Origin of the sequence: Burkholderia semiarida, assembly GCF_029268935.1 — a bacterium.
GTDB classification, from domain to species: domain Bacteria; phylum Pseudomonadota; class Gammaproteobacteria; order Burkholderiales; family Burkholderiaceae; genus Burkholderia; species Burkholderia semiarida.
Genome location: NZ_JAHLCL010000007.1, coordinates 384,941 through 408,623, shown reverse-complemented (window position 1 = coordinate 408,623; position 23,683 = coordinate 384,941). Strand labels below are relative to the sequence as shown.

Below are 23,683 nucleotides of genomic sequence, written 5' to 3'. Positions count from 1 at the left end.
ACCCTTGTTCCGGCACGAGGCCGCACTCTTCCGATGAAATCGTCCCCGCGCGATCACGACGACAACACCAAAACGCGCCGCCAGCCGTCGAAGCTGGCCTTGAACATCGCCGCCGTGACGGTCGGCCTGATCACGTTCGCGATCGGTGCGGCGTGGGTGATCTATAGCTGGGTCGTCGATCGCGAAGCGCAGTATTTCGCGATTCCGCTGGTGTTCTCGGTGCCGGTGATCGTGGCCGTCGCGATCCGCAGCTTCTGGGAATAGGCGTGGCGGAAACGACGAAGCGGCGCGCTCGGGCGACGCGCGGCGCTTGCTTGTCGAACGACGCAGCGCTCTGAATGGTTGCGTCATATTACACATCGCCGATTTACCGTGCCTGCGCGAACGGCATCATCGCCGCTGAGGGCCATCAACAAAAAAGCGCTGCGGTCAGCCGACCGGCAGCGCTTTTTCGCGAACGGCCCGTGACGGGGCACGTTCGACTTCTGGTGCGTGAGGCCGGAGCCACATTAAAAGCGCTCTGCCTTTCTACTATTGGCATTCCGCGAGTTCGTTTTTTCAGGATGCCCCCGCATATGCCCCCTCGCGCTCAACCTGTCGGGTTTGTGTCTCATCGGCACAACACATCGACGGATTCCATCATCGCGCAAGGAGATCGTCATGGCAAAGAACTTCGTTGGGGCATTTCGTTTCTCGTTGGCCGTCACTGTACTGCTCGCATGTGCCGCATGCGGCGGCGGCGACGACCCCGGTCCTCTGGTAGCCCGCAACGCGACGGCCGGCGGCCAGATTGGCCCGGTACTCCGGGCATGCGAGGCACCGGAGGCACCATGCCCAGCATCGCAAGCTCAAGGCGGCCTCAGGAAATGACGACGCAGTGAAGCTCTATGCGACTTCCGATACTGCCGGCTCGATCCGCAAGGCATTCGCTGATTTCACTCACGTGCTCGTGAACCGCGGATACACCACGATCAAGCCGGCATTCTTTAAGAGCGCATCGATCGCCGATCTCCCGGTCTACGTGTGGGCGTGGTGGGATCGTGCAAGCGCCGGGCAACTGGCGAGATGGCAGGCCGACGGTGGCGTGTTGCTCGATCGCTACACGTATTCGGATCGTGCCGGCCCGGCGGACGTGCTCGTCTTCGTGGAATGCCCGATGACCATGGGAAGGTTGACACGCTCCTACGCGAACACGTCGGAATACACCGTAATTCCGATCCCGCATACCTGGCGCGTACATGAAGAATGCATCGACCTCCGCACGCCACGCGTCGATGACCTGCGCGCGATTTGGACCGCGTGTCGAGGACAGCGGTTGACGGATGTGCAGCTCGAGTCGAAAACCGGCATCCCCCGCCAGCGCGTCACCTACATGCGCAAGAGTCTGAAGCCCGTAGAGGAATGGGAAATGCGCCCGCGGCTGGCTCCTGAAGCGCGCGGCCTGTTGCCGGCGTGGGAATGGATCGGACGCGGCCGCACGGAGCTAAAGAAGGTGGTCCGAGAGGAAGGTCATAAGGCCGCCATCAAGGAGATGGCGCGCCTCGGACACATCTCGTTGACGAAGTGGCAGGTCTACCAAAGCGACGAGCCCGATTGGGACCTGCTCGAGCGCAAGCGCCAACAGGCTATTGCTGATCTTGCTGAAGTTCGATCACTCGTTGAGTCGCTTCCCGACCATCTTCAAGCTTGACGACGGTCTGCCGGATTTCTTTGATTCGTGGCGCGTTCTGGTGATAAAGCTGGTTTAGCTCGGAAAGAGCTTGATCCAGCTCTCGATCGCCGACGACCTGTTGGTGACCACCTCGCAGCGCTATTGCGGCCTGCAGCTTGACCTTCGCCATCGCCGCACTGTCCTTGTGCGACATCGTGGCCAGATTGTGCAGTTCCTCGATGCCGACGACCTTATAGGCGAGACTCAGGTCTGCAAGACGATTCTCGAACTGTTCGATACTCATCCGAGAATAGGCCGGATCGATCTTCACTTTCTCGATCGTCGCCGCAAATTGCTGTAGCTCAGCAGATGCTCGGATATACCGGTCAAGTTCCTGCGCCGTGCAGTCGAGCGTCGAGGCAGACAGGAAGATATCCCCCTTGGCTTCGGTCAGGGCGGTCTTGATCGATTCCTCGGAGATCAGACCGGCACGCATAGATCGCCTCATGTCAGTAGCTCAACCCTTTCGCGTAACCCATCTGCTGCAACTCGGGCAGTTGCTTCTTCAGCCGGCCAACACCGATGTCCGTGCGGTAGAACGGGCTGTTCGGGATCTTCACCTTCTTGATCGCGCTGTAGGCCGACCGGCGTGCGCCAGTGATCGTCTCTCCGGTGCCCGTCGCGATCAGCACGTAATCGCCAGCCGTCACGGGCCCCGGCAGGTCAACGACCTTGCCGTTCACCTCACGTGGCGCCGTGCCCATCATCACCTCGGAGAAGTGCAGGTGCTCCATGTCCTCGGCGCCGTAGATCGGGATGCCGCATAACTCCTTGTTCGTGATCTTCGAGTACGGGAAGTCGGGTAACGCCATCAGTACCGAAATACACACCTCGTCCATGCGGATCTTCAGCGTGTCGCGGCCCTGGATCTTGTCGGCCATCCACTGCGCCGGATCGCCCTCGATCAGTGCGGTCAGGTTGTGCCGGATCGGCCAGCCATCACGCATGGTCCACTCGAGCGGATACGGGCCCTTCCCATCGGCCGGGATCATACAGTTCACGTCGACGTACCCGACGTATCCGATCCGCTTCAGGTGCTCGGTGGCAGGCTTCAGTACCTCGTCGGCAAGCTTTGACTGCCGGACGACGCGCACTGTGGTGCCCATTTCGCCCGTGTTCACGCCCAGGTCGCCGTTCATCAGCTTCTTGTTTTCCCAGTTCTCGACCCAGCCCTTCGACCATCCATCGGGCCCGAAGAAACCGCCCACGGCCATTTCGATGCCGCTGATCTTCTCCTGCAGGATGAAGCCGTCCTTGCGCGCAGCCGATCGGTACTTGTCGATCTTGTTCCAGCGCCCGAGCATGTAGACCATGTCGGCCGCGCTGTCGGCGACATAGGACATCGCGCGCTCGCCGTCGCCGGACGGCTTTGAGACGAACGCCTTGCCCTGCTTCTTCACGTAGGCGATCGCTGACTCGTAGTCATGGAAGGTCTTGCCGGGAATGATCCGCATCCCGCACTCTTCCATGACCCTCTGCCCGGCCTCGCGATCAAGCTCCCATTCGACGGCCGCCAAGTTGCAGCCGTAGATCGGGTACCCAATCCGGCGGTACGGCTCGAGCATGTCGAGGTAGCTGACGTTGTCGGGCGTGTAGATCAGGTCCGCCCAGCCGAGCCACTTCCGCCGCAGTTCGTCGTAGTCGCGGATCTTCGGCACGATGCCTTCGCCCGCATGACGATCGGTGCCGTCCGGGCGTGGCTTGTCGTACCAGAGAACCTGGTGGCCCCACTCCTGGCAGCGCATCAGCCAATCGAGGCAGTTCGAACCGACGTCGATCGCGAGGATTCTCATGGGGTAGGCGGCCGCTGAAGGAGTTGTTCGGTGATGGCAGGACCAGCGCGGTTGTACAGATTCGCGGCCGCCCAAGGCACCGCGGCGGCGGCTGGATTGACCCCGAACCCCGCGCCGCCGAGCAGACCGGCCACGATGCCGCGCTCGGCAGTGTTCGACGTGCCGGGCTCGCGCAGAAACAGTGAACCAATGTCCGCCAGCTTGCCCAGTTCGCCGCCCTGGCCCATCGCCATCGCGCGCTTGCCGTATGCATTCGACGTGACCGCGCCCATCAGCGCCTTGGGGCTGATATTGCCGCCGGGGGATTTCGCAACGAGCGGCTCGATCGTCTTCCCGATCGCATACTGCCGGCGCGCGGCCGCGTAGCGCGCAGCTTCGTCTGCCGACAGCTGAGGCAGGAACGCGTCTTCGATTTCTCCCTGCAGATCGCTCAGCGCATGCCGCAGATCGCCGTTCGACGTGCTGCGGATCGTCGACTTCAGCTTCGTCAGGAACGGCCGCAGCTTCGTGCCGTCGAGCTGACGAGCCGCCGACGTCGCGCCACCGCCGGTGAGCTTCTGGCGCGGGCCGGCGAGCGCCTCCAGATCGTTGATGTACCCCTGCACAACGCCTTGCACTTCTGGCAGTTGGTTGCCCTTCGCGCGCTGCAGGCGGTTCAGGAACGCGTTGTCGACCGGGATGCTGTGCGCGGCCGTGATCGCGTCGATCTCTGTCCCCGACTTCTTCATCGCGTTGGCGTAGACTTGGCGCGTCAACTTGTCACCTTCGCCACCGATCGCGTGAATCAAGCGCTGGTTGAACACGCGCTGGTTCGCGCCCGACGTCTCGCCGGAGAACGGCACGTCCGACGACAGCTGCCCGGCGATGCGCCCGAATTTGTTCTCGTACATCTGGTCCGGCCGGAAGCGGAAGCCCATCTCGTGCGCCTCGCGCGCGAGCCGAAGTGTCTCCGGATCGACTTCAGGCAGCGCACGAGCAGCGGCGCGCACGGCACCGCGGCCGACGGCATTCGCCCCAGCGCGCGCGGCGCCGGCTGCGCCTTCACCGGTCGCGAGCACGCCGCGTGGCACTTCCGGGATTCGCGAAATCATCGGCGATTCGACCGGCAATCCCTGCAGTGCGTGCATCAGCCCCGAATTGCCGAGCGCCTCGACATCGGCGCGGCCGGCCTCGGTGCGCGGCTGGTACGTCAGTTTGCCGGCCAGGGTGGCGCCCGCGAGGCCGCCTTCTTCGATGCCTTGTTGCGTGCCGTACTTGCCGCTCGTGAGCGTCTTGCCGATGCCGTATGCGGCGCCCACGGGCGCGGCCAACGCACCGGTCACCGTTGACAGACCGGCCTCGCCGAGCCCGACCGCGCTTTTGCCCAAGCCGAGCAGGCGCTCCGCGATGGTGTCGGCGTGCTTCGACGCCGTGGCGGGCGCCGGGCTATCAGGCGGCAGACGATTGAGAGGTGCCACGGGGCCGCGCGGCGTTGCTGCTGGTGCGCCGCCGTACCTATCCCACGGCCCGGTTGCGGACGCGGCCGTGTCCTGCGCGTATTTTTCCCACGGGCCGGCCATTACATCTTCTCCCAGTTGCTTTGCTTCGACGGATCGCCGCCCTTGAACCGGTAGCCGCCCTCGATCGTGCCGACCGCCGGCGCGCCTTCACCGCGGCCGGAAATGCGAGCCTTCTGTTGTGCCTGCACTTCGGTCGGCGCCTGGCGGGCCGCCGACATTTCCTTTTCCATCATTGACAGCACCGCATTCAGCTGCTCCGGCGTGCTGGCGGTGGACAACAGCTCGCGTGCGTGCTCCTTGTCCGACACTGTCGGCACGCCGGTCGGGCTGATCGCGCGAGCATAGGCGTTCACCGACGTATTCAGCGCCGTGCCAAGCGCAACGACGCGGGGATCGCCTGTACCCGTTTGCGCTGCCTGCATCGCGCGGTTCACGCCGGGGAACTCGGTACGCGGCAGCGCGGCAGATGCCTCGCGCACGAGCGGGAAAGTCTTCTGCGCTTCGGCGACAGCCATGCCGATGTTCGCCGCGCGCGTTGCACCGGTGCGGGCAGCCGCTTTCTCGCCCTGGAAGCCAGCATTCGCTGCGGCGATGTCCGCGCCGGTACCACCCGCTTCGCGCTCCTGCCGCATCACTTCGCGCCGCAGCGCGATGATGTTCTTCGCGCCCTGCGCGCCGCGGCCGAGGTTCTGATAGACCGACGTATCGCCCGCACGTGCCTGCTCCGCGAGAAACTTCAGGTCTTCCGGCGAGAACTTTGCGTCGTCGCCCATTCCCATTGCGATCGTCTGCCGACGAAGCGCGATGGATTCAGCCCGCAGCGCATTCGACTCGGCACGGGCCTGCCGACGGTCTTCGCGGTTCAACGCGTTGTCCTCGGCACGCTGACGCAACGCGTCGTAGCGCTCCTGCAACTGCGCGATCTGAAGCTGACGCGTGAACTGTTGCTGGATCTGCGCCGCCTGCGCCTTCGCCTGCGAATCAAGGATCGGCGTCAACTGCTGCAGGCCGGCCATCAGGTCCGCGCCGGACAGCCCCTGGTCCTTCAACACCTTGATGGCATTGTCGAGCGTCAGCGGACCGCCCGCCTGCTGCGGAGCGCTGGGCGCGGCCGGAGGCGCCGGGATCTGCGCCGGCGAAGCCTGTGCGGGGCTGCCTGACGTCGGCAGCGGCTGGAACGGCGGCAGCGGTGGTTTCCCGGACGCGCCCGTGCCCATGCCAGGAGGCATTCCAGGCGGAAGCGGCGGCATCTGCCCGGACATGGCGGTCGGCGGTTGTGCCCGCGTCGACGCCTGCCCCGGGCTGGGAGCTTGAGGCGGAGGCGCCATCTGCGCGGGCTGCTGTTGCCCGGCGAGCAACTGCGGCAGCGCGTTGCCTGCGGCCGTCAGCGCAGCCTGCTGCCGCTGCCGATCCTGCTGTTGCTGTTGGAACTGCGCGAGCTGGATCTGGGCGTACTGACGCCGCATGGCGTCTTCCTGCGCCTGCTGCTGGTACTGAAGGAAGTACGGGAGCCCCGCGAGCCCGGCCATTTTTCACCTCACATCGTGAAGCCGTACGAGTTCCCGCCGCCCGAGTAGTACGGGCTGGAACTGAACGCGCCGCTAAAGTCGCCCCCGCTGAACGATCCGCTCGCAGGACTGAAGAAATTCGAAATGCCGTTCTGCACCTGTTGGTTATTGAACAGTCCCGAAATGCCCTGCGAAACCATGCTGCCTAGCGCCCCGGCACCCTGCGCCTGGCTCTGGTACGGCACGGCCTGAGCACCTTGCCCGTAGTTCATGTACGGGATGATCGATCCCATGATCCCTTCGGCCGGGCCGTAGATGTTCTGGTTCAGGAACGAGCCGTACGTGTTGCCGAGACTGCCCGGCGTGCTGGCGATCGACTGGGCCACGTTGTACGGCGTCGCGCCACCCGCCAACATGTACCCCGGTGCCGAACCGAGCTGTGACGTGCCGAGCTCACCGAACCGACCAGCCGTGTTTGCCGCGCCAGCGTATCCCTGCAGGCCCTGCATCGCGCGGGACAGCTGATTGTTCTGCCAGTCGATATTGAAGTTCGACAGCGCCTGGTTTGTCAGCCCGGCGCCCGCGCCGGACGAGCCGAGACCATACATCGAATTCACCGCGTTCGACTGATCCAGGACCTGTTGATGCGTCCGGTTATACAGTGCGTTCTGCGGGTCGAGGCCCATGTTGTAGACGCCCATTCCCGCATTCAGCAGGGAATTCTGCGTCGCGATATTCTCGTGCCCGTACTGGGCCATCTGGCCGGCGAGATCCCGATACCATGCGCCGGCGGCACCGGCCGCGTTCTGATAGGGGTCCCTGTAATAGTTGTTCGCATTAATCCCTTCCTGCAGGGATTGCTGACCGTACTGGTTCAGGTTGCTCGAGCCGTACGCGCCATTGATGCCCGACAACAGGTTCTGCCACGTGGTGTCGGCAGTGCCAAGCCCCGTTGGCACGTAATAGGACGGTCCGCCACCAGAGGTGCTCGGCGACGAACCACCCGATACGAGGCCGCCTACAACGGATCCGACCGCTCCAACGGCTGCTGCGAATGGCATGGCTTACCCCTTCATCAAGGTTTCGGGATCCGCTACGCTCTCGGCGTGAATGCAGAGCCACGTCAGATCCGTCAGCGCGGTGATGCGATGCGGGCGCCCCGCCTTCACTTCGAGCATGCACGGCCCATGCAGCACCTGCAGTTCACCGTCGACGTCGAGCATCGCCGTGCCGCGCGCCAGATAGCTGAGGTGGTCGTAGTCGTGCACATGCTTCTGCACTTCCTCGCCTGCGCGAAGCGTCTGCTCGCGCGCGTACACGCCGCCGGCCGTGAAGTGGTGTTTGATGGTCATTTTTCGCACCGGATCGACACGATCAGCGTAATCCGATCGTCGTCGCCATCGTTGACCACCTCATGCTCCTTCGTGTTGTCGAAGTACCAGACTTCGCCCGGCGCCATCACGACGACATCGTTCTCGACGCGGTTCAGGCACTTCGGGTTCGACTGCAGCGGCACGTACAGCTTCGTGTTGTAGTGCCGCACGTGCCAGCTGTCGTCCGCGTGCGGCAGGATGCGTTTGCCGGGCGGCACCTTCGTGATCAGGACGCCGCCCAGACGCGTGCCCTCGACGCGCGCCATCAATCCGAACACGATCGGCCGCACCTGCGGCAGCGCGTACCACTCCGGGTAGAACACTGCATCGTGCGCGTCGTTGAATCCGGTGTAGTCGCCGGCCGCCTTGTACGGCTTCTCGTCGTTGTAGCGGAGCCAGATGTCCGATACGTCGGCGTGCGGACTGCCCTCGCGCTCCGTGCGAAACGTATGGCGATCCCACAGGCCCGGCTGCCGCGCGATTGCGAGCAGGAGAGGCGCCGTGTCGATGCCGGCGGCGATACGGACGAGGTTGTTCATTTGCCTTTGACCTGCTGATAGACGTGCATGCCGCCGAGGCCGAGCATGCCGATCGTGATCGTCGCGAGCTGCGTGAGATCCATTTCCGTCAAGACAATGTGGTGTCCAAAAAGCGCGGAAATATCGCTCATCGCTGGGCGCAGCACGAAGTTCCAGGCGTACCCGGTCACGCACACCCAGCCCATGCCGCCACGCCAGTGCTGCAGCGGGTCGCTGCTCTGGGCCTCGGCCTGGTTGATCTGCATCTGGCCAGTGATCTGCGCGAGCTCGCCCGTCTGCTGCAACTGGAGCAGCTGAAGCTTCGCCGCCGCGGCCTGCGCCGGGTCCGGCCATACGCGGTCAATGATCTTCCCGACGACGTCGGAAACTGCGGAAATCGGATCGAGGAATCCCATCACGCGGCTCCCTTCAAAAGGTTGTTGGCGATACGGTTCGCCCACCCGTGGCTGAACGCCGGCCAGTTGTGCAGGTCGGCCAGATACTTCAGCCGGTATGCGAGGAAACGCGCGACGAGTCGAACCGGATCCGTCGAGTTCACCGCGGCGATCGTCACCGGACCAATCCGGCCGTCGGGCTTCAGGCCGGCGGCTTCCTGCAACCAGGTCACGGGCAGGCCGCCGTTGTACGCAGCGTCGAAGACCTGGAACGCCACGCGTGGATCGAACTGGTCGCAGTAGTACGGATCCCAGTAGACCCGCTTCGCGATCAACCGCGCGGTCGACTGTGGCATCGAGCGCATGTCGCCGCCGTACCCGTTCGCGCGCGCGACGCGGGCGGTGACGCCCCACATCGTTTCGCCGCCGGGGTCTGCGGGATTGTTCGAGTACCCGCCTTCATTGCCCATCAGGGCCGCGAATGCGTCGTCGAAGCTGCTCACAGCTTGCCCACCGCGTGCAGGATCTGCTCGACCTTCTGCTCGGCGGTGGCCTCGGCGTCGTTGACGATTGTGGTCACGCGCGATTCCAGGTCCGCGAGCTCCTTAGCGGCGTTGCCGAGGCCGACGATTTCCTCGACCTTTTCGACGAAGGCGCGGCCGTCATTCGCGAGAGCCTGGAAACGCGCCTCGATGGCGGATTTGATCGATTCGAGCATGTCCATCTCCTAGAGGAACTTCTTGAACCCGCCGCCCGCGCCATAAGCGGCGAGCGCGACGAGCGCGTACATGAAAACCCGCCATGCCAAGCCAAGGACGCCCCGGCCGACGTTGAGCTGGAAACGCTGGGTGATGCCGCTTTCGATCTGCTCTGCGATCGCCTTGACGTCGTCTTCGGTCAGTGTCCGGTTTCCCATGGTTTCCCCGATTTTGTGTGCGAATACGATATAGCCGTTTCCCGCCGCGTTAATTCGACGGTGCGACCGTGAAATTGTCCGTAAAGCCGGCGCGGACGATGTTTCCTGGATTGCTGTTCACTTGCCACGCCGTTGAGTTCTGTTTCGCCAGTACGATCGAGCCGCCGGTCGTGTTGTTCTTCAGCAAGATGTTTCCATTCCAGTTCGGCGCACTGCTGAACGAGATGGATACCGTATTGCCTGGCGCACCACCAGTCGTAGCCCCCAACTGAGAAATTTGTCCGCGGAACCATGGAGACGAGAATGGCGCGGTAATGCCGCCGCCTCCCGACGAGGCCGTAGCATTCCCGGTGGCGGTACCTGTTTGACCGAGAAGATCACTGAAACTGACCGGCGGCGCCGATTTCCCAGCCAGCGCGATCACCCAGCCATGGCTGAGCCAAAGCGGCAACGACAAACCAAGTTCGGTCGCGACTTGCGACATGGAAAGAGGGAACGAGGCCGGAAGCGTCATTTCACCGGCTCCAGAAGCGCCCGCAGGCGCAGGACTTCACGGGTCAGCTCGACCACGATAGCCAGCGCCGCGCTCCCCTCAGAAACGGTTAGCGTCTTGCCGCCGAACACCGCCTCAGGAATGACCTCGCGCAGGGATTGCGCCCCTACCCCGACACGCCTCTCACCGGTATCGATGCGTGTGAAGGTGCCATGCAGAACTGTCGCGACACGTTCAAGAAAATCAGATTCGAATGGCGCCCAATCTTTTTTCAGACGCTCGTCTGAAGTTGCGGTCACGTTCGATCCGCTGATCGTTCCGACAGACGTGAAATTCCCGGCTACGTTGAAATTACCGGACGTGTCAGACGACCATCGGACAAGGGCGCGACCAATGTCGTAGAAGCCTTGGAGGCCGGTAGGATTGAGGAAATACTGACCGCTCGTATTGGCGTTTGTCACGATCAGATCGATCTCGTTGTTCTGACCGCTGCCTAAGGTCACAGAAAGTCCAGTGACCGTCAGACCAGAAAACGATGGTGCCGCGGGCAACAAAGGTTGGGCGTTCGCGTTGACCTGGTTGACGATGTAGTTGAAGTCAGCCATGACCTGCGTCGCGTCTGCAGTCGCCCCGTTGCTCAACGTGTTAGGCAAATTCCCGATAATCGACATGATTTACCCCTGTGCGATGTACCCGGCATCCTGATACCGGGCGTAGAACGTGCCGATCTGAAATGGACTGCCGGAGTTCGTGAAAATATCGATCGCGAGTTTCGCGAATACCAACGTGTTCGGCCACGCGATCGGATTGACATCGGGGATGGCCGTCAGCGCGGTCCACAAAGCATTCCCCCACGTGAAGCTGCCCCATATCGAACCGCCGCCCGCTTTGGTAATCGACGTAGACGCGAGCGACGTGTTTTTCTCGTTGAGCGCGGTAATGGTGAAGTTCGTCGATACCGACCCGGACGTGCTCAGCTCGATGTTCGATTCGACCACTTGCAACTGTGACATCCGGTTGTTTTTCGGGAATGTCGACGAGCGAAGATGGCATTGATACGTACTGCCGGCATCGGCATACGATGTATTCGACGTCGGCAGCGTCGTGCTCAGGAACAACGCTGCCCCGTGTGCGATTCCCGACACCACAAAAAACGATCCGTATTGCGCCGCGCAGTCATATGTGAATGAGTGCGGCCCATTCCACCGGCGGCGGCGCATGTCGAACCAGTAGTCGTTCGTCTGGTTCTGCCCCGACAGCTGCGTCGGCACGCACACCCGATATACGCTTCCCGAGTAGGAGGCCGCCACACGTGTCGGCTGCGTCGTATTCAGAAACGGCGTCTGCACATCGGCAGTCGTCCGGCCGTTCGGAACCAGCTGCTGAACCGCACCGAGCTGTGTCACAACGTACGGCGCATCCGAACCCACGAAATGGGTGCCCAGCGGGCTCTGCGCGACGCTACGCGGCGACGTCGTACCGATCGTCAGTGACAGGTAGTTCACGCCCAGGTTGTTCGTCACGAGGTCGCCGGTAACCTGCCAGATCTGCGATGACTTGAACACGATCAGCGCGGCGGTAACACCACCCGACGTCGTCTGCACCGGCAGTCCGGCGAACGCCGTGATCGGCGTCGTATCGCCGAACGTAACCGACTGAGAAGCATTGGTACGCGTCGTCGGGGCCAGCACATCGCTGTAGTACGCAACGTTGCCGATCGCGAACCACGCGCGATTGTTGAAGTTCGCGACGGACGTCGGCACGCCCGGCAGTCCGTTCGTGGCGGTGTTGGCTGCGCTCCAGGTCGGCGCAGCCGGGTTCGAGATATTGATAACGCCGAAGAAGTTCGACCCGGCTCCCGAAAAGCCTGAATGCGCAACGATGATGTTCGGGCCGATCACCGCCATCGTCGGTGGTGTCCACGCGCCGCTCGACGGCGGGGACGACGGGACATTGCCGGCCGTCACGCCTGTGATCGTAATGAATGAATTTGTCGCCAGGTTATAGGCGAACGGTTCGTCAAAGCCGGCGGTCCGACCGCTCGACACCATGCCGTAAGCGACGTTGCCGATCACGATGTAGACCGATACGAACGTCGGCGACGTAAACCCGGCGAACGTAGTCAGCGCAGCCCCGACACCTGGCCGCGGGACGACGAGTTCAGGATTCCCCTGGTCGAAGACCAGATTGGCGAGTAGCGAACATGCACCGGGGAACGCGTCGGTCGCGTCCAGTGCGTCGCAAAGTCCTTTCGGGGTGAACCGGACCGGGTAACCAGCGCGAATGCCCATGGCGCCCTCAGTCCGTGATCTTCGTCGGCTTCAGCGTGCGGTTCGTGTGGAAGCGCCGCGGATCCAGTCGCACCGACTTGACGACCTGCTGTTCGTCGCCTTCCATGATCAAGTGCGTGCGCAGCATTGCCTCGCATTGCGCGCGCCACACCTCCTGACGCGTATCGTCCGTCTCGCCCATCAGCTCGACGGCGGTCGCCTTGATCAGGTATTGCTGGTCCGGAAACCATGGGATCACCGTCGACGTTTCGGGCGTAGCGATATCCGGCTGCTTCACCATGTAGCGGTGCGTCAGCGTGATCTGCCCGGACGACTGCGGATAGATGAAGAGCTGCCCTGCCGACTGGTTCGTCTGTGCGGTCGTTTCGTCGTAAAGGATCGTCATGAACTCGTATGGATAGTTCGCAATCGACGGATCCTTGAACTCCTGGTCCCACTCTTCCGTAGAAATCGGATGCAGGAAATACGGCAGGTTGTTCTGTTGAAAAAACAGATCGTACGGGCGGAGGTAATTCAGCGGCAACGCGAACGGACCGTAGTTGTTCGCTTGCACGGTAATGAATTCGGTGACCCGGTTGATCTTCAGGTCACGATGCAGCCAGAGATCCTCCAGGACCATATTCAGATAGATGCCGCCCTGCTGGATGAAGCCGGGGCATTTTGCGACGGCGCATGCGCGCGCGACGATCTGCTGGGCCTGGAGGTAGGCCATCTCATGCTCCCGCGCGCGCTTCCGCGATCTTCTTGCGCGCCTTCTCGAGCTCGGCGTCGATGCCCTTCAGTTGCTGCGGCGCGTTCTTCAGGTTCGCCTGCTCCTGGCTCGACAGTGCCTTCGAGCCGGCCTTTCCGGCAGACTTGGCGTTGTGGCGCTCGAGCAGATCTGCGTAGGCACGCGCGACGTCGTCACGGGCCTTCTCCCACTGCTCGATGTGGGCCTCGAGCACCGGGATTTCCAGCATCCGTTGTTGGCGCTGGAGCGCTTCGCGCACCATGTCCATGCGGCTGTCGAGCGAATCCTTCGATTCACCCTCGACCAGATAACCGCTGGCCGAGAGTTGCGCCTGATTCGGCGCCGGGAGAGTGATCGTGAAGTTGCCGATCACCGTTGCAGCCGTAACTTCCTGAGAGGCTTGCGTCATGGTCTTCCTTTCGGGGTGGAGGGAATTACGATCGTGCCCAGGCCGGCACGGGGCCGCCTCCGAGCACCTTGTTCTGCGCCTGCCGATACGGGTTGAACGCGTGGCCGTTGATGTCGTTCTCGTGCACCCACGTGCGCGCGACCATCTCCTTGATCGAGCGCAGAGTGTCGGTGTCGAACTTGTACGTGTGGCCGTGCAGGTACGGGGTTCCGTTGATCTTCAGATGCTCGCCACCGCACGGCGCCAGATCGATGCGATACCACCACATGTCCGTCTTGCCGTCCTCGTCCTTGCCTGCATAGCGCTCGACAACGCCCGATGTCAGCAGCGCCGACTGAGCCTGCGCAGACAACCGCGCCGACTCTTCCTCGGCGATGTCCTTCGCGGCGCCAAGCTTTGCGTTTTCGGCTTCGAGCGCCTTGATACGCTCGAGCAGCGCCTCGCGGCTTTCGTCGACCGGCGCGGCACCGCCGAGCAATTCGTCGGCGTCAGCCGACTCCGGAGCCGGTTTTCCCGGCTCCTGCGAGTTACGTGCGGCCATCAGTTACTCCTTACGGGGTGGTCACGGTACCGCCCTGATAGCCCGGAGCGAACGCGGAGCCGCATTCGACGCGAGCCAGGAAGGCCGTGTTGAGCAGGATCGAGCCGTAGAACACCTTCCACGACACGACCCGGGTTTGGTTCAGCGGATCAGACTTGTCGGCGCCGGTCAGGTAGTGGAACTCGGGATTCTCGAGCAGCACTTGGCCGTAGCTGTGGTTGCCGATGAAAATCACCGGGAACACCGACACTCCCGTGGCCGGGGCGGCCGGCGGCGTCTGCGTGACGCCGATACCAGTCAGCGTGACCGTCTGGTTCGGCTGAAGCTGCGTCGCTTGGCCGGCGAGCACGCCAGTCACCGGCACGCCATTGCCGATCGCCGTCGCGAGGTTGGCCGGGTTCGCGGTCGTCCCGATATACACGTTGAACACGTAGTTCGGGAACGACGGCAGCGTCACCGAGATCGAGCCGGTCGGGCCCGTCACGCTGATCGACGAGGAGACCTGGTAGATGGTCTGCTCGACGGACGTCAGCGCCGGCGCGGCGGTGACCTGGATGTAATACGTGCCGGTCGCCAGCTGGCCGCCCGACGTAGACGCGGAGCCGTTGATCGCGGCTGCACCAGTCCAGTACGGCATCATGTTCGTTTCGCAGAAGCGAATGCCGCCGAAGTCGCCGAGCTCGTTGTTATAGAGTCGGTTGACGTCGCTGTAGGCCCACGCTTGCTGGACCGACGTGTTCTCGCGCATATCCTGTGCCGAGAACGGGCTGATCAGTGCGACGTAGTGCTGCTTGACACGCGGCGTCTGCGACGGATCGCGGTACGCGCCCGCCTCGATCATCATGTCTTCACGCTCGTCGCCGTTGAAGCGCGGCACACCGTACGCGGCCATCGACGCGAACAGCCGGTTCGACTCGTGAGGCGACATCACATTGGATGCCGTCAGCGCAGCGCGGTTTGCGGCACCCCCGGCGTAGTTCACCTGCGGCGCGGACAGGAGCGTGTTCAGCGTGTTGCGCTCGAGCGTTTCCGGCATCTGCAGCGACACCAGTTCGCACGCTTGCTGGAACAGCGGGTGCTTAATCGTGAGGTTCGCCACGTCGGTGATGATGACGCGGTCGCCCCACTGCTGCGCAGTCGCGCTGACCTGCTGCAGCGTCATCGCCTCGCCCGGGGGCGCGACGCCCTCCTGCAGCGGTGCATACGGCAGAGGCAGGCGCTGGTAGCGCGACGCGGTGTACGTCGTGCCGCGGTTCGTGTCGAGCTTGAGCGGCTTGCCGAACTGGTACGCGACCAGTTGCCGGCGTGCGAGCGGCTCAACTTCTTCCTGGATGTACGCTTCGACGTCAGCCGTGAAGCTCGACGACTGGTTCGTCACCCCGGGGAACATGAGGCCCGTGAGGAGGGCCAGAATTTTCGTCAGCATGGTGTCCTCGTGCTGGTCAGATATTCACGTCGGCCAGCCGCGCGGCGCGCTTCTGGTGTTCAGTTTGCCCGCGGGCCGGCGGCACAGTCGAGCGCACGCCCGGCGTCTTACCGCGCGGCACGTCGGCGGCCGGTGCTTTCGCCTTTGCCTTCGGCTTTAGCTTGCCGTCCGCAATGTCCTTGCCGAGCATGTAGTAGTAGACCGCCTCGCGGGAGGCGTTCCGGCCTACGCGGCGTTCTTCCTGAACTGCCTGCTCGACGCGATCGCGATAGCGTGCACGGTGCGGGTCGCTGGCGATCTTCGATTCGAACAGCGTCTGGTCGCGCAGGTCCTGCGCCTGGAACAACGCCGCCTGCGCCGCCTGTTGGCTTTGGCGCAGCGTGCGGTTCGACTGGATCTGCCAGCGCTCGATATCCGTGGTGTTCGGATCGCGCAGACGCGCCTCTTCGGCTTCGAAATCACGGTCCGTGACGGGCGCCGTCGGCGCAGCGCGCGACGCGTCAACCAGGCGCCCGCGGCGCTCTACTTCTGCTTCGAGAGCCGCGAGCCGATCTGCGTCAGTCGCGGTGCGTCGCGTCGGGGCGGCCGGTTCGACGAAATCGAAGTCGAAATCGTCATCCGGAGTATCAGCAGCGCCAGCGCCGGCAGCAGGGTCGCCACTGCCAGCACCATCATCGTCGACGCCACCGCTGCCAGGATCACCGCCAGGATCCGCCGCACCATCGTCGTCGACACCGGGAAACAAAAAACCGAGAAGTCGTTGCAGGAACTTGCTCATGGCCACCCTTACGATTGCGTGCCCGTACCGACCGCCTGAAGCGTTGCGGTCGTCGCGCTGGTGATGGTGACGATGAAATCGCGCCAGGTGTTTTGCGCGATCGACATCGTGCCGCCGAGGGTCCAGCCTGTGTTCGTCGTCACCGTCCAGGCGAATGCACCGCTCGAGCTGTTGATGATGCGCAGTTGGAAGCTGAGACCGACTGGTGCGTTCTGCACGACCGTCGGCAACTGTGCGATCAGCGCGGCGACGGTCGGTAATTGCGCGTTGGCGGCGCCGGTCAGCGCGCCTGTGAGGTTCAGGAAGTTCTGCGCGGCGCCGCAGACTTGAGCAGCGCCGAGTGTGAAGCCGGACGTGTTCGTCGCGGCGTTGTAACCCGTTTCCTGAAACGGGTTCATGCCGAGAACCGCGTTGGCCAAGCCGATCTGATCGGGCATCGCGCCGTTGTCCGGAATGTTCGGCGGATTGCCGGCGCCGACCGCTGGGAAGACGAGGCAGACGAGACGGGACAGAAGGGTTTTGCGCACGATGATCTCCTGATCAGGTTGCGCAAATTTATATATCGGTTTCCCGGCTGCTCAAACATCCCGCAGGAAGTAGCCGACGATCTGAATACTCGACCAATCGATAATATCGATCTGCTGGAGTTGGCCATCAGCTGAAACGACCGGCTCGAACCCGTTGGTAAATCCAGACGGCACGCAGCGGAGCAGGACGTCCCCAGCATTGAGGCCAGGAATTGACACAGGACCAGGGCCCGAGACGCCATTAAAGACAGCTTTGACGATTGTGGCGGCTGCTGTTGTGGTCGTCATTATCGAACCCTCCGAGCGCGAATCATGCCAGTGCCAGTCACGGTTCCGCCGGTAAAGTTCGCTTGCACGCCCAAACGAACGGTCGTGGATGAAGCAAGACTGAAACGGACTACCGGAGTCGGCAGATACGTGGAGCCGCCGGCGGCGTTCGCCACGGTAAAACCGACCCCCGGTGTGCTGTTCGGATTCGTATTTGCTACCGTGTTCAGACCGCCAACAAAGGCATTCGTAGTGGCGCCCGAATTAGCAAAACCAACAGAACCTTCCACATCCCAATCGCCAGCAGACAAGGTGAGCGTGGCAATATCCGTGTAGGCGGCCGACGTGAGCGCCGTCGCCGATCCAGTAACGGCTTGATACTCACCTACGCTCCCCGCGTTTGCGTTGTCGTTCGTCGTAGTGCCTACGATGCCGGCCGTCGACGATGGGGTAATTGCGCCCGTAAAGTTCATCGCACCAACCGTCGACCCGAATGCTGGATCCGCTCCAGTTGCGCCGACGAGCACCTGCCCCGTAGTTCCGACTGCTAGTTGATTGATCGCTGCTGTTCCTTCGCCAACCAGCACACCATGCGTCGTAAGCGTCTGCCGGCCCGTTCCGCCTTGGGCAACCGAGAGCGCAGTGGTAAGACCCGACAGGCTCGTGATGTTGGCGTTTGCTCCCGAAGTCGCGATCGACGAATTGCACTGGAACCCTGCCCCGTTTGCCCACTGAAGTGCCTGTGCGGCACCGTTGCATCCAGTGACGGTCACGGTCGTGACGTTGGCGGTCGCACCGGTCGCGTTGCCGAGCAAAGTGTTCGCGGCGATTTGTGCGATGTTCGAAAGCGCAATGCCGTTTGTCAGGCTCTGGAATGAATACGCGCCCGCGCCAGTCCGCGTTAGGAACCCTGTGCTCGAAAATCCAGTGATGTTGTCCAATGCAGTGCCGCTCGCCGTCGCAGAATTGGTGCCACCGGACGACACTGCAAGCGGGTGGGTAGTCAACGTCGCCGTACCCTGCACCGTCAGGTTGTTGTACGTCGGTGAGGGGTAGTTCTGCGCAAGCGCGGCCGAGCAGACAAGCGCGAGCAAGCCAGCGAAAATCTTCTTCATGCGGTACCTCACGATTGGGCGAGCGTGCCGCCGTTGTTCCAGAGCACACCGGACGTCGCCGGCAATGTGGTCGGCAGGCTGTTGAACCAGGCGAGCATCGCCGCGGCGAACTGCGGGCTGGCGCCATTGCCCAGCACATTCAGCGCGTTCGTCATCTGGTTGGCGAGCGAATTGATGGCGGTCTGGATCTCGTTCGGCGGGACATCTTTGCCTTCCGCCCTGACCTGATACGGCGTGATGTGGAATGCGTCAGACATGGAGCGCCTCCAGCCTTTCCTGTGAGCTCGGGTGCAGCGCGCTGCCCGGGTGCGGATGCCGGCGCAGAAACATGCGAAGTCCCGCCGCGAGGCCCTGCTCTTTCACGTATTGATCCGCCGCCAGTTCCTGTTCGCGCACGCGCGCGAAAACCCATTCCGGGCGGAAGATCAACTGCAGCGTCAGCAGCCACCAGAGCCGGCGCAACGGGTCGTGACGAATCAGGTGCGCGCGCTCGTGCGCGATCACTGCATCCTTCTCGATCGCTGTCAGTGATCGAAAGAAGATGCCGGTCTGGATGGTTCCCCACGGCGTGCACCGGGCCACGAAGCGTTTCATCGCGGCCCCGCCATTGGTGAGGCGATCTGATCGGCGTGGATCATGCCGGCCGGCCCCTGCGGCCGCGGTTGCCCCGGTTGCGCGCCGGGACGCGGCGCGCCTGCTACACCCGGACCTGCGCCGCCGGGCACGCCCGGTTGCCCTTGCGGCTGCTTCGGCGCCATCTGCGCCTCGAGCTTGGCCTTCATGGCGAGCTGGTGCTGCTGAATGTGCGCACGGAACAGGCCTGCCGCGTCGCCCGTGAACTGCGCGGCCTGTAGGTGCGCCGCGATGTGCGCGCGATCGTCGTCAGCTTGATGGATCTCGGCCGGCAGACCGTTGTGCATCATCAGGTTTTCGTCCTGCGGATCGAGATGGAACAGGTTCCGCTCGTCGATGAGGATGCGCGGCGCGACCTCGGGCCCGAATATCTGCTCGGTGCCGTACTCGAGGATCGGGCCGATGTTCAGGCGCCGGCCGTCGAGCTGTTGTGGAGGGATGCCGCGCAAGACGTTCATCCACGCGATCATCTGCTGCATGCGCTGCAGGTTCTGCTGATACGACGTGCCGCACCAGCGGAAGAAGTATCGCTGGCCGAATGCCTGCGGCGGAATTGTCTGCAGGTTCGCGCGCGCGCCGACTTCGCCGAGCACCTCGACGGTCAGCTCTTCTGTGCGGAATTGCCGGTCGAGCTCGAACATCCATTCGAGCAGCGGGTTGAGGATGACTTCCTCGTACCGCTTCGCGTTGTCGATGATGTTCGACTCCTGCTGCTGCGCCATGGCGGCCATCTGCGCCTGGTTCTTCCGGCCGGTGGGCATCTTCCCGAGCATAGCGTCGTTGACGTCCATCGACTCGTTGATCTGCTGCTTCAGGTTCTCGCAGAGCGGGATCGCGTCCTTGTAGATGGCCGGAAAGTTTGCGAACTTTGTCTTGTTCGGATCCGTCAGCCACACGGCGGCAAGGCCCACCACCATCGACTGGTAGTTCGGGCTCGACAGTGGGTCGACCATGGTGATCGGCAGCAGGCTGTACTGCGCGGAGTCCTGCCCCATGTTCCAGAAATCGTTCAGGTTCCACTGCAGGAACTTGACCGGCTCGATCTTCGAGATGCCAAAGAACGAGCCCGTAATGCGCTCGATCGGCGCCGAGATGATCGGCCGCTTGCCCGACCAAAACGGGTTCCGGATGATCCCGAGGATCACGTCCTGCCCGGCGAAGTACACAAAGCACGGCTCTTTGCCATTGCCCAGGTCCAGATTCGTGTGGACCTCGTAGATCAGCGCGTACTTGAACGTGCCTTCGGTGCGGATGCCGGCGTCGCTGGTTCGCTTCTTCGGGGGCACGTACTTCTCGCGACCGCCGTCCGGCTTCGCGAGGTTGTCGACAAGTTCCTTCGCGGACACGCCGACGAACACGCCTTCGTCGACGAATTGCTGAACGGCGTCGATCGTCAGGCGCAGCCGGATCGCGGTCGCGGTGGCCTTCTCGATGTCGTTGCAGGTCGGCGGATAGACGGCCAGGTCCTCGGTGGCGAACGAAACGATGTCCGGTCCCTCGGTCGTGACCTCCTTTGATTCCTTCTCCCAGTCCCAGTCGTCCTCGTCCGCGGCAAGGTCTTCGACCTCCCCGCCCAGCTCGTGGTCCTCGAGGATCGGCGGCTTCTTGATCAGCTCGGTAATCCGGCGCTGCGTGCGCGACCAGTCGACGTAGAGATTCCACTGCCCGGTGACGTCGCCCGCGATCAGGTCGGCGCGCACGATGTCCTTGATCATCGCGGAGCGGATGTAATGCTCGAGCAGACTGATCTGCGCGAACGGGATATTGCCGTCCGGGCCGGTCGCGCCAACGTGCTTGTGATTCACCGGAAACAGCTGCGCCAGCGTGCGCTTCATGCGCGCGTTGACCGCGTTTCGCACGGCGGGAATGTAGCACTGGGAGTTGCCGGAATACTGCTGATTCTCGTCCGGCTGGGCGTTGTAAATGGACCAATACTCCTCGCAGCGGTCCATCTGCTCCTGCTTGTTCTGGTAGCACTTCGCGATCTTCGGATACAGCTTCGCCGCCTCGGTATAGGCGTCGGAATCGGGCTTGTCGGCCCAGTTCTCGATCTCTTCGCCCGTCTTCTCAGCGTCGAGCGCCCGCGCGTCCAGTGTCTCGACCGCGGGCTTGTCGTCCTGCTTCTTCGGCTTCTTCGAGCGGGCCATGGAAGGATCAGCCGATCACCTTGCCGCGGAGCTTGCGCTCGAGCGGCGTGCCGGTACTGCGATCACGAGGCGTGCGCTTCGGGCGATCGTCGACGTTCGGCTTCTTCGGCGTCTTCTCGGCAAAGAAGTCACCGACCGGACGCGATTCGGAGCGCGTACCCTGGAATTCGCGGCGCTTCTTCACGATCACAGACCCGGCTTCGACATCTTTTCGCGCATCGGACCGCCCGACATGCGTTCGCCGACTTTCTCGGCCTTGCCGTACGCGCCGCCTTGCTGCTTGCCCTTGTAGAAATCCGACGGGCGCTGCGACGGCGCCTTGGGCGTGATTTTGCGATCGACTGCCATGTTCATCTCCGCGGCAAAGTGGTCAGATAGCTCACACCCTGCGGGTTCACGCCCATGTTCACGCCTTCCGGCAGGACGTCCGCTTGCTGCGAGCAGATCACGTACACGGCCGCTTCGAGTCCCTCCACGAGGGTACGGTGCGGACCAGTCTCGGGGAGCGTATTCCGGTTTCCCGCGCGATCGACCGGATAGTTGTAGCCGCCGGCCAGCGCGTTGAGCGTGTGTTTCGCTCCGTCCTGGTCGACCTGGAACAACCGTCGTGCCTTGGCCTCGGTACGGATGAGCGGCGAGAGAGCGCCGCGCGACACGTTCGCGTACGAGCCCCGCATCGGGTACATGTTCGCGGCGCGAAGTGCGGCCACGATCGGCATGCGGTCGGCTTGGTCGAGCACATCGGCCGGCAGCCACGTCGTCACTCGTGCGCGTGGAAACGCGGCGCGCACGAGCTGCATGATGTCGGCTACCGCTTCCTTGGGAGGTACTGGCGAGATCCAGTCAGCCACGACGACGATTCGCTGACCCTCGATGCAAATCAGGGCCGCGGTTGTCTCCGTGCCGTTCGAATTGAACGCCACGGCAAGGGGATGCTGCTGACTCGGCTCGTACTCGGTGACGATGTTCCACTGCCCGAAGTCTTCGTACACCGGCGAACCCGAAAACACACGTTGGAAGTACGCGAGCGCGTTCAGGATGTCGCGCTTACCGCTGGGGAAATTCAGGATCTCTGCGACGAGCTTTGGGTGTGCGCCCTGGCCGCCGACCAGCACGATGTCGCCTGCTTCGAAGAACGGCTGCATGCCCATGATGAACTGAACCTTGTCGCGGTCCTGTGGGGCAGTAAGCGGGCGCAGCGCGAGCGTCACGCCGCGGCGAAGCATCTCCGCTCGCATCGGCTGCAGTAGCCATTCGTCGAGCGAGTTTTTCTCGATCGCGACCGCCGCATCACCATATCGCGATGACGTCTTGAAGGCGTCGTCGATTACCTCATCGGGCTTCCAGAACTCGCCCGACGACGCATGAACGTAGATCTTCGTGCCGAAGCGGCTCACAACCACTCGTCCGGTCCGGTCACTCTTCTTCACGTCGGTCGTGCGCGCGGGGTCCGTGATCACCACCTTCGGCAGCCATGGCGCCGGATCCACCGGGCACTCCCGAATATGCTCACTCTCGAACGGCTTGTCCTGACTGCCAATCGCCATAAGCATGTATTCCTGCATGAAGCCGCGCAGTTGCCCTGCCCGCTCCATCTCGTCGCGCTTCCTGCGGATCCAGTCCATCGGATAGCGCTCCGGCCACATCGCTTCCGTCTCGGGGTCGTCGATATCACCCTTGCAGATCGGATAGCGTCGGCTCGTCCAGTCCGGGTTGTCGCGTAGCCGGGTGATCATGCAGTCCTCGGCCAGCGGCGTCCCGGTGACCCGGATCTTGCCCTTGACCTTGTCCATCGCGGGGATCAGCTCGAGGTACAACTTCCGCATCGAGGCATCGACCGCCGACTTGTCCTTGACCCGCTCCTTGTTCTCGATGTCGTCGAGATACGCGCGGTCCGGACGGATGTCTCGCCACTTGAAGCCGCGGAATTCTTCCTCCCAGCCGTGCGCCTCGAGCAGCACGCCGTTCGAAAGCTCCATCTGGTGCTCGTTCCAGACGCGCCCCGACTCCTTCAAACGACCGAATAGCCCTTGCAGCTTCGTGTTCCGAGTCGCCTCGAACTTGATCGCCTCAAGCCGCTGGCAAGCCTTCGTGTACGTCTCGCCGATGATCAGGCAGTACCCGAAATTGCCGAAACACGCCTCGATGAGCAAATGCTCTTCCGAGAGCGTCGACTTCGCTCCTTCCCGGAACGCCTCGATCAACACCCACTCGTCGGCACATCGCCAAAGGTCCATGACCTCGACGTGAAATGCCGGTGAAGCCTGCGGGTGACGATGCGGGAACAGCATCGCCGAGCCAAGCGCACGGTCGTCCGAGATCGCCTTTAGTAACGCTGCATTGGTCAGGGCCATGACATTCCTCCTCGCGGAGGATCATCGATGTTTTTCCCGCGGGCGGATTGGAGAGAGGGTCTGCAAAATTTCGCCACCCCCGTCCGGAGGCCCGGGGCGGTCCCAGAGTTAGGATTTTGTAATATTCAGATGAGAATCGATCTCATCTAACGTTGATAATTCCCCGTTTGTCATGGCCATATCAAGATGTCGTGTTCGCAGCTAAATAGAAATGTCGTGTTTTCAGAGGAAAGAGGTCGTCTTTAACAGGGCACTGCTT

Annotated in this window: 30 protein-coding genes; 2 read left to right on the top strand and 28 right to left on the bottom strand. The window is 62.9% G+C overall.

The features are described 5' to 3' along the window. Positions 1 to 33 precede the first annotated feature (33 nt). The gene (locus tag KPB06_RS14915) at positions 34 to 264 is read left to right on the top strand and encodes a hypothetical protein (protein ID WP_059585171.1); all 231 of its coding nucleotides are present in this window, start codon (positions 34 to 36) and stop codon (positions 262 to 264) included. A gap of 613 nt (positions 265 to 877) precedes the next feature. After that, positions 878 to 1,690 (top strand): hypothetical protein, encoded by an 813-nt coding sequence (locus KPB06_RS14910; protein WP_275920495.1) that lies wholly within the window; start codon positions 878 to 880, stop codon positions 1,688 to 1,690. Here the strand turns inward: KPB06_RS14910 and KPB06_RS14905 are convergent. From KPB06_RS14905 to KPB06_RS14770, 28 genes are all read right to left on the bottom strand, one after another. Then, a complete protein-coding gene (locus tag KPB06_RS14905) occupies positions 1,626 to 2,147 on the bottom strand; it encodes a hypothetical protein (RefSeq protein WP_275920494.1) in 522 nt (173 codons plus the stop codon). The two genes, KPB06_RS14910 and KPB06_RS14905, sit on opposite strands and share 65 nt — an antisense overlap. A 13-nt stretch (positions 2,148 to 2,160) precedes the next feature. Beyond that, entirely contained in the window at positions 2,161 to 3,504 is a 1,344-nt protein-coding gene (locus KPB06_RS14900; protein WP_275920493.1) for a phosphoribosylglycinamide synthetase C domain-containing protein, read from the bottom strand. Continuing rightward, positions 3,501 to 5,063, bottom strand: a complete 1,563-nt coding sequence (locus KPB06_RS14895) for a hypothetical protein (RefSeq protein ID WP_146075190.1) — start codon at positions 5,061 to 5,063, stop codon at positions 3,501 to 3,503. Before KPB06_RS14895 ends, KPB06_RS14900 begins: the two co-directional genes overlap by 4 nt. Further along, entirely contained in the window at positions 5,063 to 6,532 is a 1,470-nt protein-coding gene (locus KPB06_RS14890) for a hypothetical protein (protein WP_275920492.1), read from the bottom strand. The genes KPB06_RS14895 and KPB06_RS14890 overlap by 1 nt, the downstream gene beginning before the upstream one ends. An 8-nt stretch (positions 6,533 to 6,540) precedes the next feature. Further along, on the bottom strand, positions 6,541 to 7,572 hold the full coding sequence (locus KPB06_RS14885; protein ID WP_275920491.1) for a hypothetical protein: 1,032 nt from the start codon (positions 7,570 to 7,572) through the stop codon (positions 6,541 to 6,543). 3 nt (positions 7,573 to 7,575) lie between these two features. Further along, positions 7,576 to 7,863 (bottom strand): cupin domain-containing protein, encoded by a 288-nt coding sequence (locus KPB06_RS14880; RefSeq protein ID WP_275920490.1) that lies wholly within the window; start codon positions 7,861 to 7,863, stop codon positions 7,576 to 7,578. Then, a complete protein-coding gene (locus KPB06_RS14875; protein WP_060011009.1) occupies positions 7,860 to 8,423 on the bottom strand; it encodes an aspartyl/asparaginyl beta-hydroxylase domain-containing protein in 564 nt (187 codons plus the stop codon). The genes KPB06_RS14880 and KPB06_RS14875 overlap by 4 nt, the downstream gene beginning before the upstream one ends. Beyond that, positions 8,420 to 8,818, bottom strand: coding sequence for a 3TM-type holin (locus tag KPB06_RS14870; RefSeq protein ID WP_060011007.1), 399 nt, complete (start codon positions 8,816 to 8,818; stop codon positions 8,420 to 8,422). Before KPB06_RS14870 ends, KPB06_RS14875 begins: the two co-directional genes overlap by 4 nt. Continuing rightward, on the bottom strand, positions 8,818 to 9,300 hold the full coding sequence (locus tag KPB06_RS14865) for a glycoside hydrolase family 108 protein (protein WP_275920489.1): 483 nt from the start codon (positions 9,298 to 9,300) through the stop codon (positions 8,818 to 8,820). The genes KPB06_RS14870 and KPB06_RS14865 overlap by 1 nt, the downstream gene beginning before the upstream one ends. Beyond that, entirely contained in the window at positions 9,297 to 9,515 is a 219-nt protein-coding gene (locus KPB06_RS14860; RefSeq protein WP_146075187.1) for a hypothetical protein, read from the bottom strand. Before KPB06_RS14860 ends, KPB06_RS14865 begins: the two co-directional genes overlap by 4 nt. 9 nt (positions 9,516 to 9,524) lie before the next feature. After that, a complete protein-coding gene (locus KPB06_RS14855) occupies positions 9,525 to 9,713 on the bottom strand; it encodes a hypothetical protein (protein ID WP_048806072.1) in 189 nt (62 codons plus the stop codon). A 49-nt stretch (positions 9,714 to 9,762) separates the two neighbouring features. Next, a complete protein-coding gene (locus KPB06_RS14850) occupies positions 9,763 to 10,227 on the bottom strand; it encodes a hypothetical protein (protein WP_146075186.1) in 465 nt (154 codons plus the stop codon). Next, on the bottom strand, positions 10,224 to 10,811 hold the full coding sequence (locus tag KPB06_RS14845) for a tail fiber domain-containing protein (RefSeq protein ID WP_275920488.1): 588 nt from the start codon (positions 10,809 to 10,811) through the stop codon (positions 10,224 to 10,226). Before KPB06_RS14845 ends, KPB06_RS14850 begins: the two co-directional genes overlap by 4 nt. Positions 10,812 to 10,880: 69 nt before the next feature. After that, positions 10,881 to 12,497 carry a hypothetical protein gene (locus KPB06_RS14840; RefSeq protein WP_275920487.1) on the bottom strand — a complete coding sequence of 539 codons (1,617 nt, stop codon included), beginning with the start codon at positions 12,495 to 12,497 and terminating at the stop codon, positions 10,881 to 10,883. Positions 12,498 to 12,504: 7 nt separating this feature from the next. Then, the gene (locus KPB06_RS14835) at positions 12,505 to 13,209 is read right to left on the bottom strand and encodes a hypothetical protein (RefSeq protein WP_060010997.1); all 705 of its coding nucleotides are present in this window, start codon (positions 13,207 to 13,209) and stop codon (positions 12,505 to 12,507) included. Position 13,210: 1 nt separating this feature from the next. Continuing rightward, a complete protein-coding gene (locus KPB06_RS14830) occupies positions 13,211 to 13,636 on the bottom strand; it encodes a hypothetical protein (RefSeq protein ID WP_155753845.1) in 426 nt (141 codons plus the stop codon). 25 nt (positions 13,637 to 13,661) lie between these two features. Continuing rightward, positions 13,662 to 14,177, bottom strand: a complete 516-nt coding sequence (locus tag KPB06_RS14825; protein WP_275920486.1) for a hypothetical protein — start codon at positions 14,175 to 14,177, stop codon at positions 13,662 to 13,664. A gap of 10 nt (positions 14,178 to 14,187) precedes the next feature. Next, a complete protein-coding gene (locus KPB06_RS14820) occupies positions 14,188 to 15,603 on the bottom strand; it encodes a N4-gp56 family major capsid protein (protein WP_104012093.1) in 1,416 nt (471 codons plus the stop codon). A gap of 16 nt (positions 15,604 to 15,619) precedes the next feature. Further along, positions 15,620 to 16,381: a hypothetical protein gene (locus tag KPB06_RS14815; protein WP_275920485.1), complete on the bottom strand. Its 762-nt coding sequence runs from the start codon at positions 16,379 to 16,381 to the stop codon at positions 15,620 to 15,622. 8 nt (positions 16,382 to 16,389) lie between these two features. Continuing rightward, positions 16,390 to 16,818: a hypothetical protein gene (locus KPB06_RS14810; protein ID WP_181035390.1), complete on the bottom strand. Its 429-nt coding sequence runs from the start codon at positions 16,816 to 16,818 to the stop codon at positions 16,390 to 16,392. Positions 16,819 to 16,959: 141 nt separating this feature from the next. After that, a complete protein-coding gene (locus KPB06_RS14805) occupies positions 16,960 to 17,196 on the bottom strand; it encodes a hypothetical protein (protein ID WP_146075183.1) in 237 nt (78 codons plus the stop codon). Further along, on the bottom strand, positions 17,196 to 18,290 hold the full coding sequence (locus KPB06_RS14800; RefSeq protein ID WP_275920484.1) for a hypothetical protein: 1,095 nt from the start codon (positions 18,288 to 18,290) through the stop codon (positions 17,196 to 17,198). The genes KPB06_RS14805 and KPB06_RS14800 overlap by 1 nt, the downstream gene beginning before the upstream one ends. Positions 18,291 to 18,298: 8 nt before the next feature. Beyond that, entirely contained in the window at positions 18,299 to 18,547 is a 249-nt protein-coding gene (locus KPB06_RS14795) for a hypothetical protein (protein ID WP_060010982.1), read from the bottom strand. Beyond that, entirely contained in the window at positions 18,540 to 18,884 is a 345-nt protein-coding gene (locus KPB06_RS14790) for a M48 family metalloprotease (protein WP_275920483.1), read from the bottom strand. The genes KPB06_RS14795 and KPB06_RS14790 overlap by 8 nt, the downstream gene beginning before the upstream one ends. Further along, on the bottom strand, positions 18,881 to 21,070 hold the full coding sequence (locus KPB06_RS14785; protein WP_275920482.1) for a hypothetical protein: 2,190 nt from the start codon (positions 21,068 to 21,070) through the stop codon (positions 18,881 to 18,883). Before KPB06_RS14785 ends, KPB06_RS14790 begins: the two co-directional genes overlap by 4 nt. A gap of 7 nt (positions 21,071 to 21,077) precedes the next feature. Continuing rightward, a complete protein-coding gene (locus tag KPB06_RS14780) occupies positions 21,078 to 21,260 on the bottom strand; it encodes a hypothetical protein (RefSeq protein WP_275920481.1) in 183 nt (60 codons plus the stop codon). After that, complete coding sequence (locus tag KPB06_RS14775) at positions 21,257 to 21,418, bottom strand: hypothetical protein (protein ID WP_155624950.1); 162 nt, start codon at positions 21,416 to 21,418, stop codon at positions 21,257 to 21,259. Before KPB06_RS14775 ends, KPB06_RS14780 begins: the two co-directional genes overlap by 4 nt. 2 nt (positions 21,419 to 21,420) lie before the next feature. After that, entirely contained in the window at positions 21,421 to 23,424 is a 2,004-nt protein-coding gene (locus KPB06_RS14770; RefSeq protein ID WP_275920480.1) for a hypothetical protein, read from the bottom strand. Positions 23,425 to 23,683: the final 259 nt, after the last annotated feature.

What these genes read in the sequence shown, in the direction of transcription:
- KPB06_RS14795 (WP_060010982.1), bottom strand. Translation starts at nt 18,547, where the DNA reads ATGTCTGACGCATTCCACATCACGCCGTATCAGGTCAGGGCGGAAGGC.
- KPB06_RS14770 (WP_275920480.1), bottom strand. Translation starts at nt 23,424, where the DNA reads ATGGCCCTGACCAATGCAGCGTTACTAAAGGCGATCTCGGACGACCGT.
- KPB06_RS14830 (WP_155753845.1), bottom strand. Translation starts at nt 13,636, where the DNA reads ATGACGCAAGCCTCTCAGGAAGTTACGGCTGCAACGGTGATCGGCAAC.
- KPB06_RS14890 (WP_275920492.1), bottom strand. Translation starts at nt 6,532, where the DNA reads ATGGCCGGGCTCGCGGGGCTCCCGTACTTCCTTCAGTACCAGCAGCAG.
- KPB06_RS14850 (WP_146075186.1), bottom strand. Translation starts at nt 10,227, where the DNA reads ATGACGCTTCCGGCCTCGTTCCCTCTTTCCATGTCGCAAGTCGCGACC.
- KPB06_RS14800 (WP_275920484.1), bottom strand. Translation starts at nt 18,290, where the DNA reads ATGAAGAAGATTTTCGCTGGCTTGCTCGCGCTTGTCTGCTCGGCCGCG.
- KPB06_RS14860 (WP_146075187.1), bottom strand. Translation starts at nt 9,515, where the DNA reads ATGCTCGAATCGATCAAATCCGCCATCGAGGCGCGTTTCCAGGCTCTC.
- KPB06_RS14900 (WP_275920493.1), bottom strand. Translation starts at nt 3,504, where the DNA reads ATGAGAATCCTCGCGATCGACGTCGGTTCGAACTGCCTCGATTGGCTG.
- KPB06_RS14885 (WP_275920491.1), bottom strand. Translation starts at nt 7,572, where the DNA reads ATGCCATTCGCAGCAGCCGTTGGAGCGGTCGGATCCGTTGTAGGCGGC.
- KPB06_RS14805 (WP_146075183.1), bottom strand. Translation starts at nt 17,196, where the DNA reads ATGACGACCACAACAGCAGCCGCCACAATCGTCAAAGCTGTCTTTAAT.
- KPB06_RS14775 (WP_155624950.1), bottom strand. Translation starts at nt 21,418, where the DNA reads ATGGCAGTCGATCGCAAAATCACGCCCAAGGCGCCGTCGCAGCGCCCG.
- KPB06_RS14815 (WP_275920485.1), bottom strand. Translation starts at nt 16,381, where the DNA reads ATGAGCAAGTTCCTGCAACGACTTCTCGGTTTTTTGTTTCCCGGTGTC.
- KPB06_RS14845 (WP_275920488.1), bottom strand. Translation starts at nt 10,811, where the DNA reads ATGGCTGACTTCAACTACATCGTCAACCAGGTCAACGCGAACGCCCAA.
- KPB06_RS14835 (WP_060010997.1), bottom strand. Translation starts at nt 13,209, where the DNA reads ATGGCCTACCTCCAGGCCCAGCAGATCGTCGCGCGCGCATGCGCCGTC.
- KPB06_RS14875 (WP_060011009.1), bottom strand. Translation starts at nt 8,423, where the DNA reads ATGAACAACCTCGTCCGTATCGCCGCCGGCATCGACACGGCGCCTCTC.
- KPB06_RS14825 (WP_275920486.1), bottom strand. Translation starts at nt 14,177, where the DNA reads ATGGCCGCACGTAACTCGCAGGAGCCGGGAAAACCGGCTCCGGAGTCG.
- KPB06_RS14790 (WP_275920483.1), bottom strand. Translation starts at nt 18,884, where the DNA reads ATGAAACGCTTCGTGGCCCGGTGCACGCCGTGGGGAACCATCCAGACC.
- KPB06_RS14895 (WP_146075190.1), bottom strand. Translation starts at nt 5,063, where the DNA reads ATGGCCGGCCCGTGGGAAAAATACGCGCAGGACACGGCCGCGTCCGCA.
- KPB06_RS14915 (WP_059585171.1), top strand. Translation starts at nt 34, where the DNA reads ATGAAATCGTCCCCGCGCGATCACGACGACAACACCAAAACGCGCCGC.
- KPB06_RS14820 (WP_104012093.1), bottom strand. Translation starts at nt 15,603, where the DNA reads ATGCTGACGAAAATTCTGGCCCTCCTCACGGGCCTCATGTTCCCCGGG.
- KPB06_RS14785 (WP_275920482.1), bottom strand. Translation starts at nt 21,070, where the DNA reads ATGGCCCGCTCGAAGAAGCCGAAGAAGCAGGACGACAAGCCCGCGGTC.
- KPB06_RS14905 (WP_275920494.1), bottom strand. Translation starts at nt 2,147, where the DNA reads ATGCGTGCCGGTCTGATCTCCGAGGAATCGATCAAGACCGCCCTGACC.
- KPB06_RS14880 (WP_275920490.1), bottom strand. Translation starts at nt 7,863, where the DNA reads ATGACCATCAAACACCACTTCACGGCCGGCGGCGTGTACGCGCGCGAG.
- KPB06_RS14855 (WP_048806072.1), bottom strand. Translation starts at nt 9,713, where the DNA reads ATGGGAAACCGGACACTGACCGAAGACGACGTCAAGGCGATCGCAGAG.
- KPB06_RS14810 (WP_181035390.1), bottom strand. Translation starts at nt 16,818, where the DNA reads ATGCCCGATCAGATCGGCTTGGCCAACGCGGTTCTCGGCATGAACCCG.
- KPB06_RS14870 (WP_060011007.1), bottom strand. Translation starts at nt 8,818, where the DNA reads ATGGGATTCCTCGATCCGATTTCCGCAGTTTCCGACGTCGTCGGGAAG.
- KPB06_RS14840 (WP_275920487.1), bottom strand. Translation starts at nt 12,497, where the DNA reads ATGGGCATTCGCGCTGGTTACCCGGTCCGGTTCACCCCGAAAGGACTT.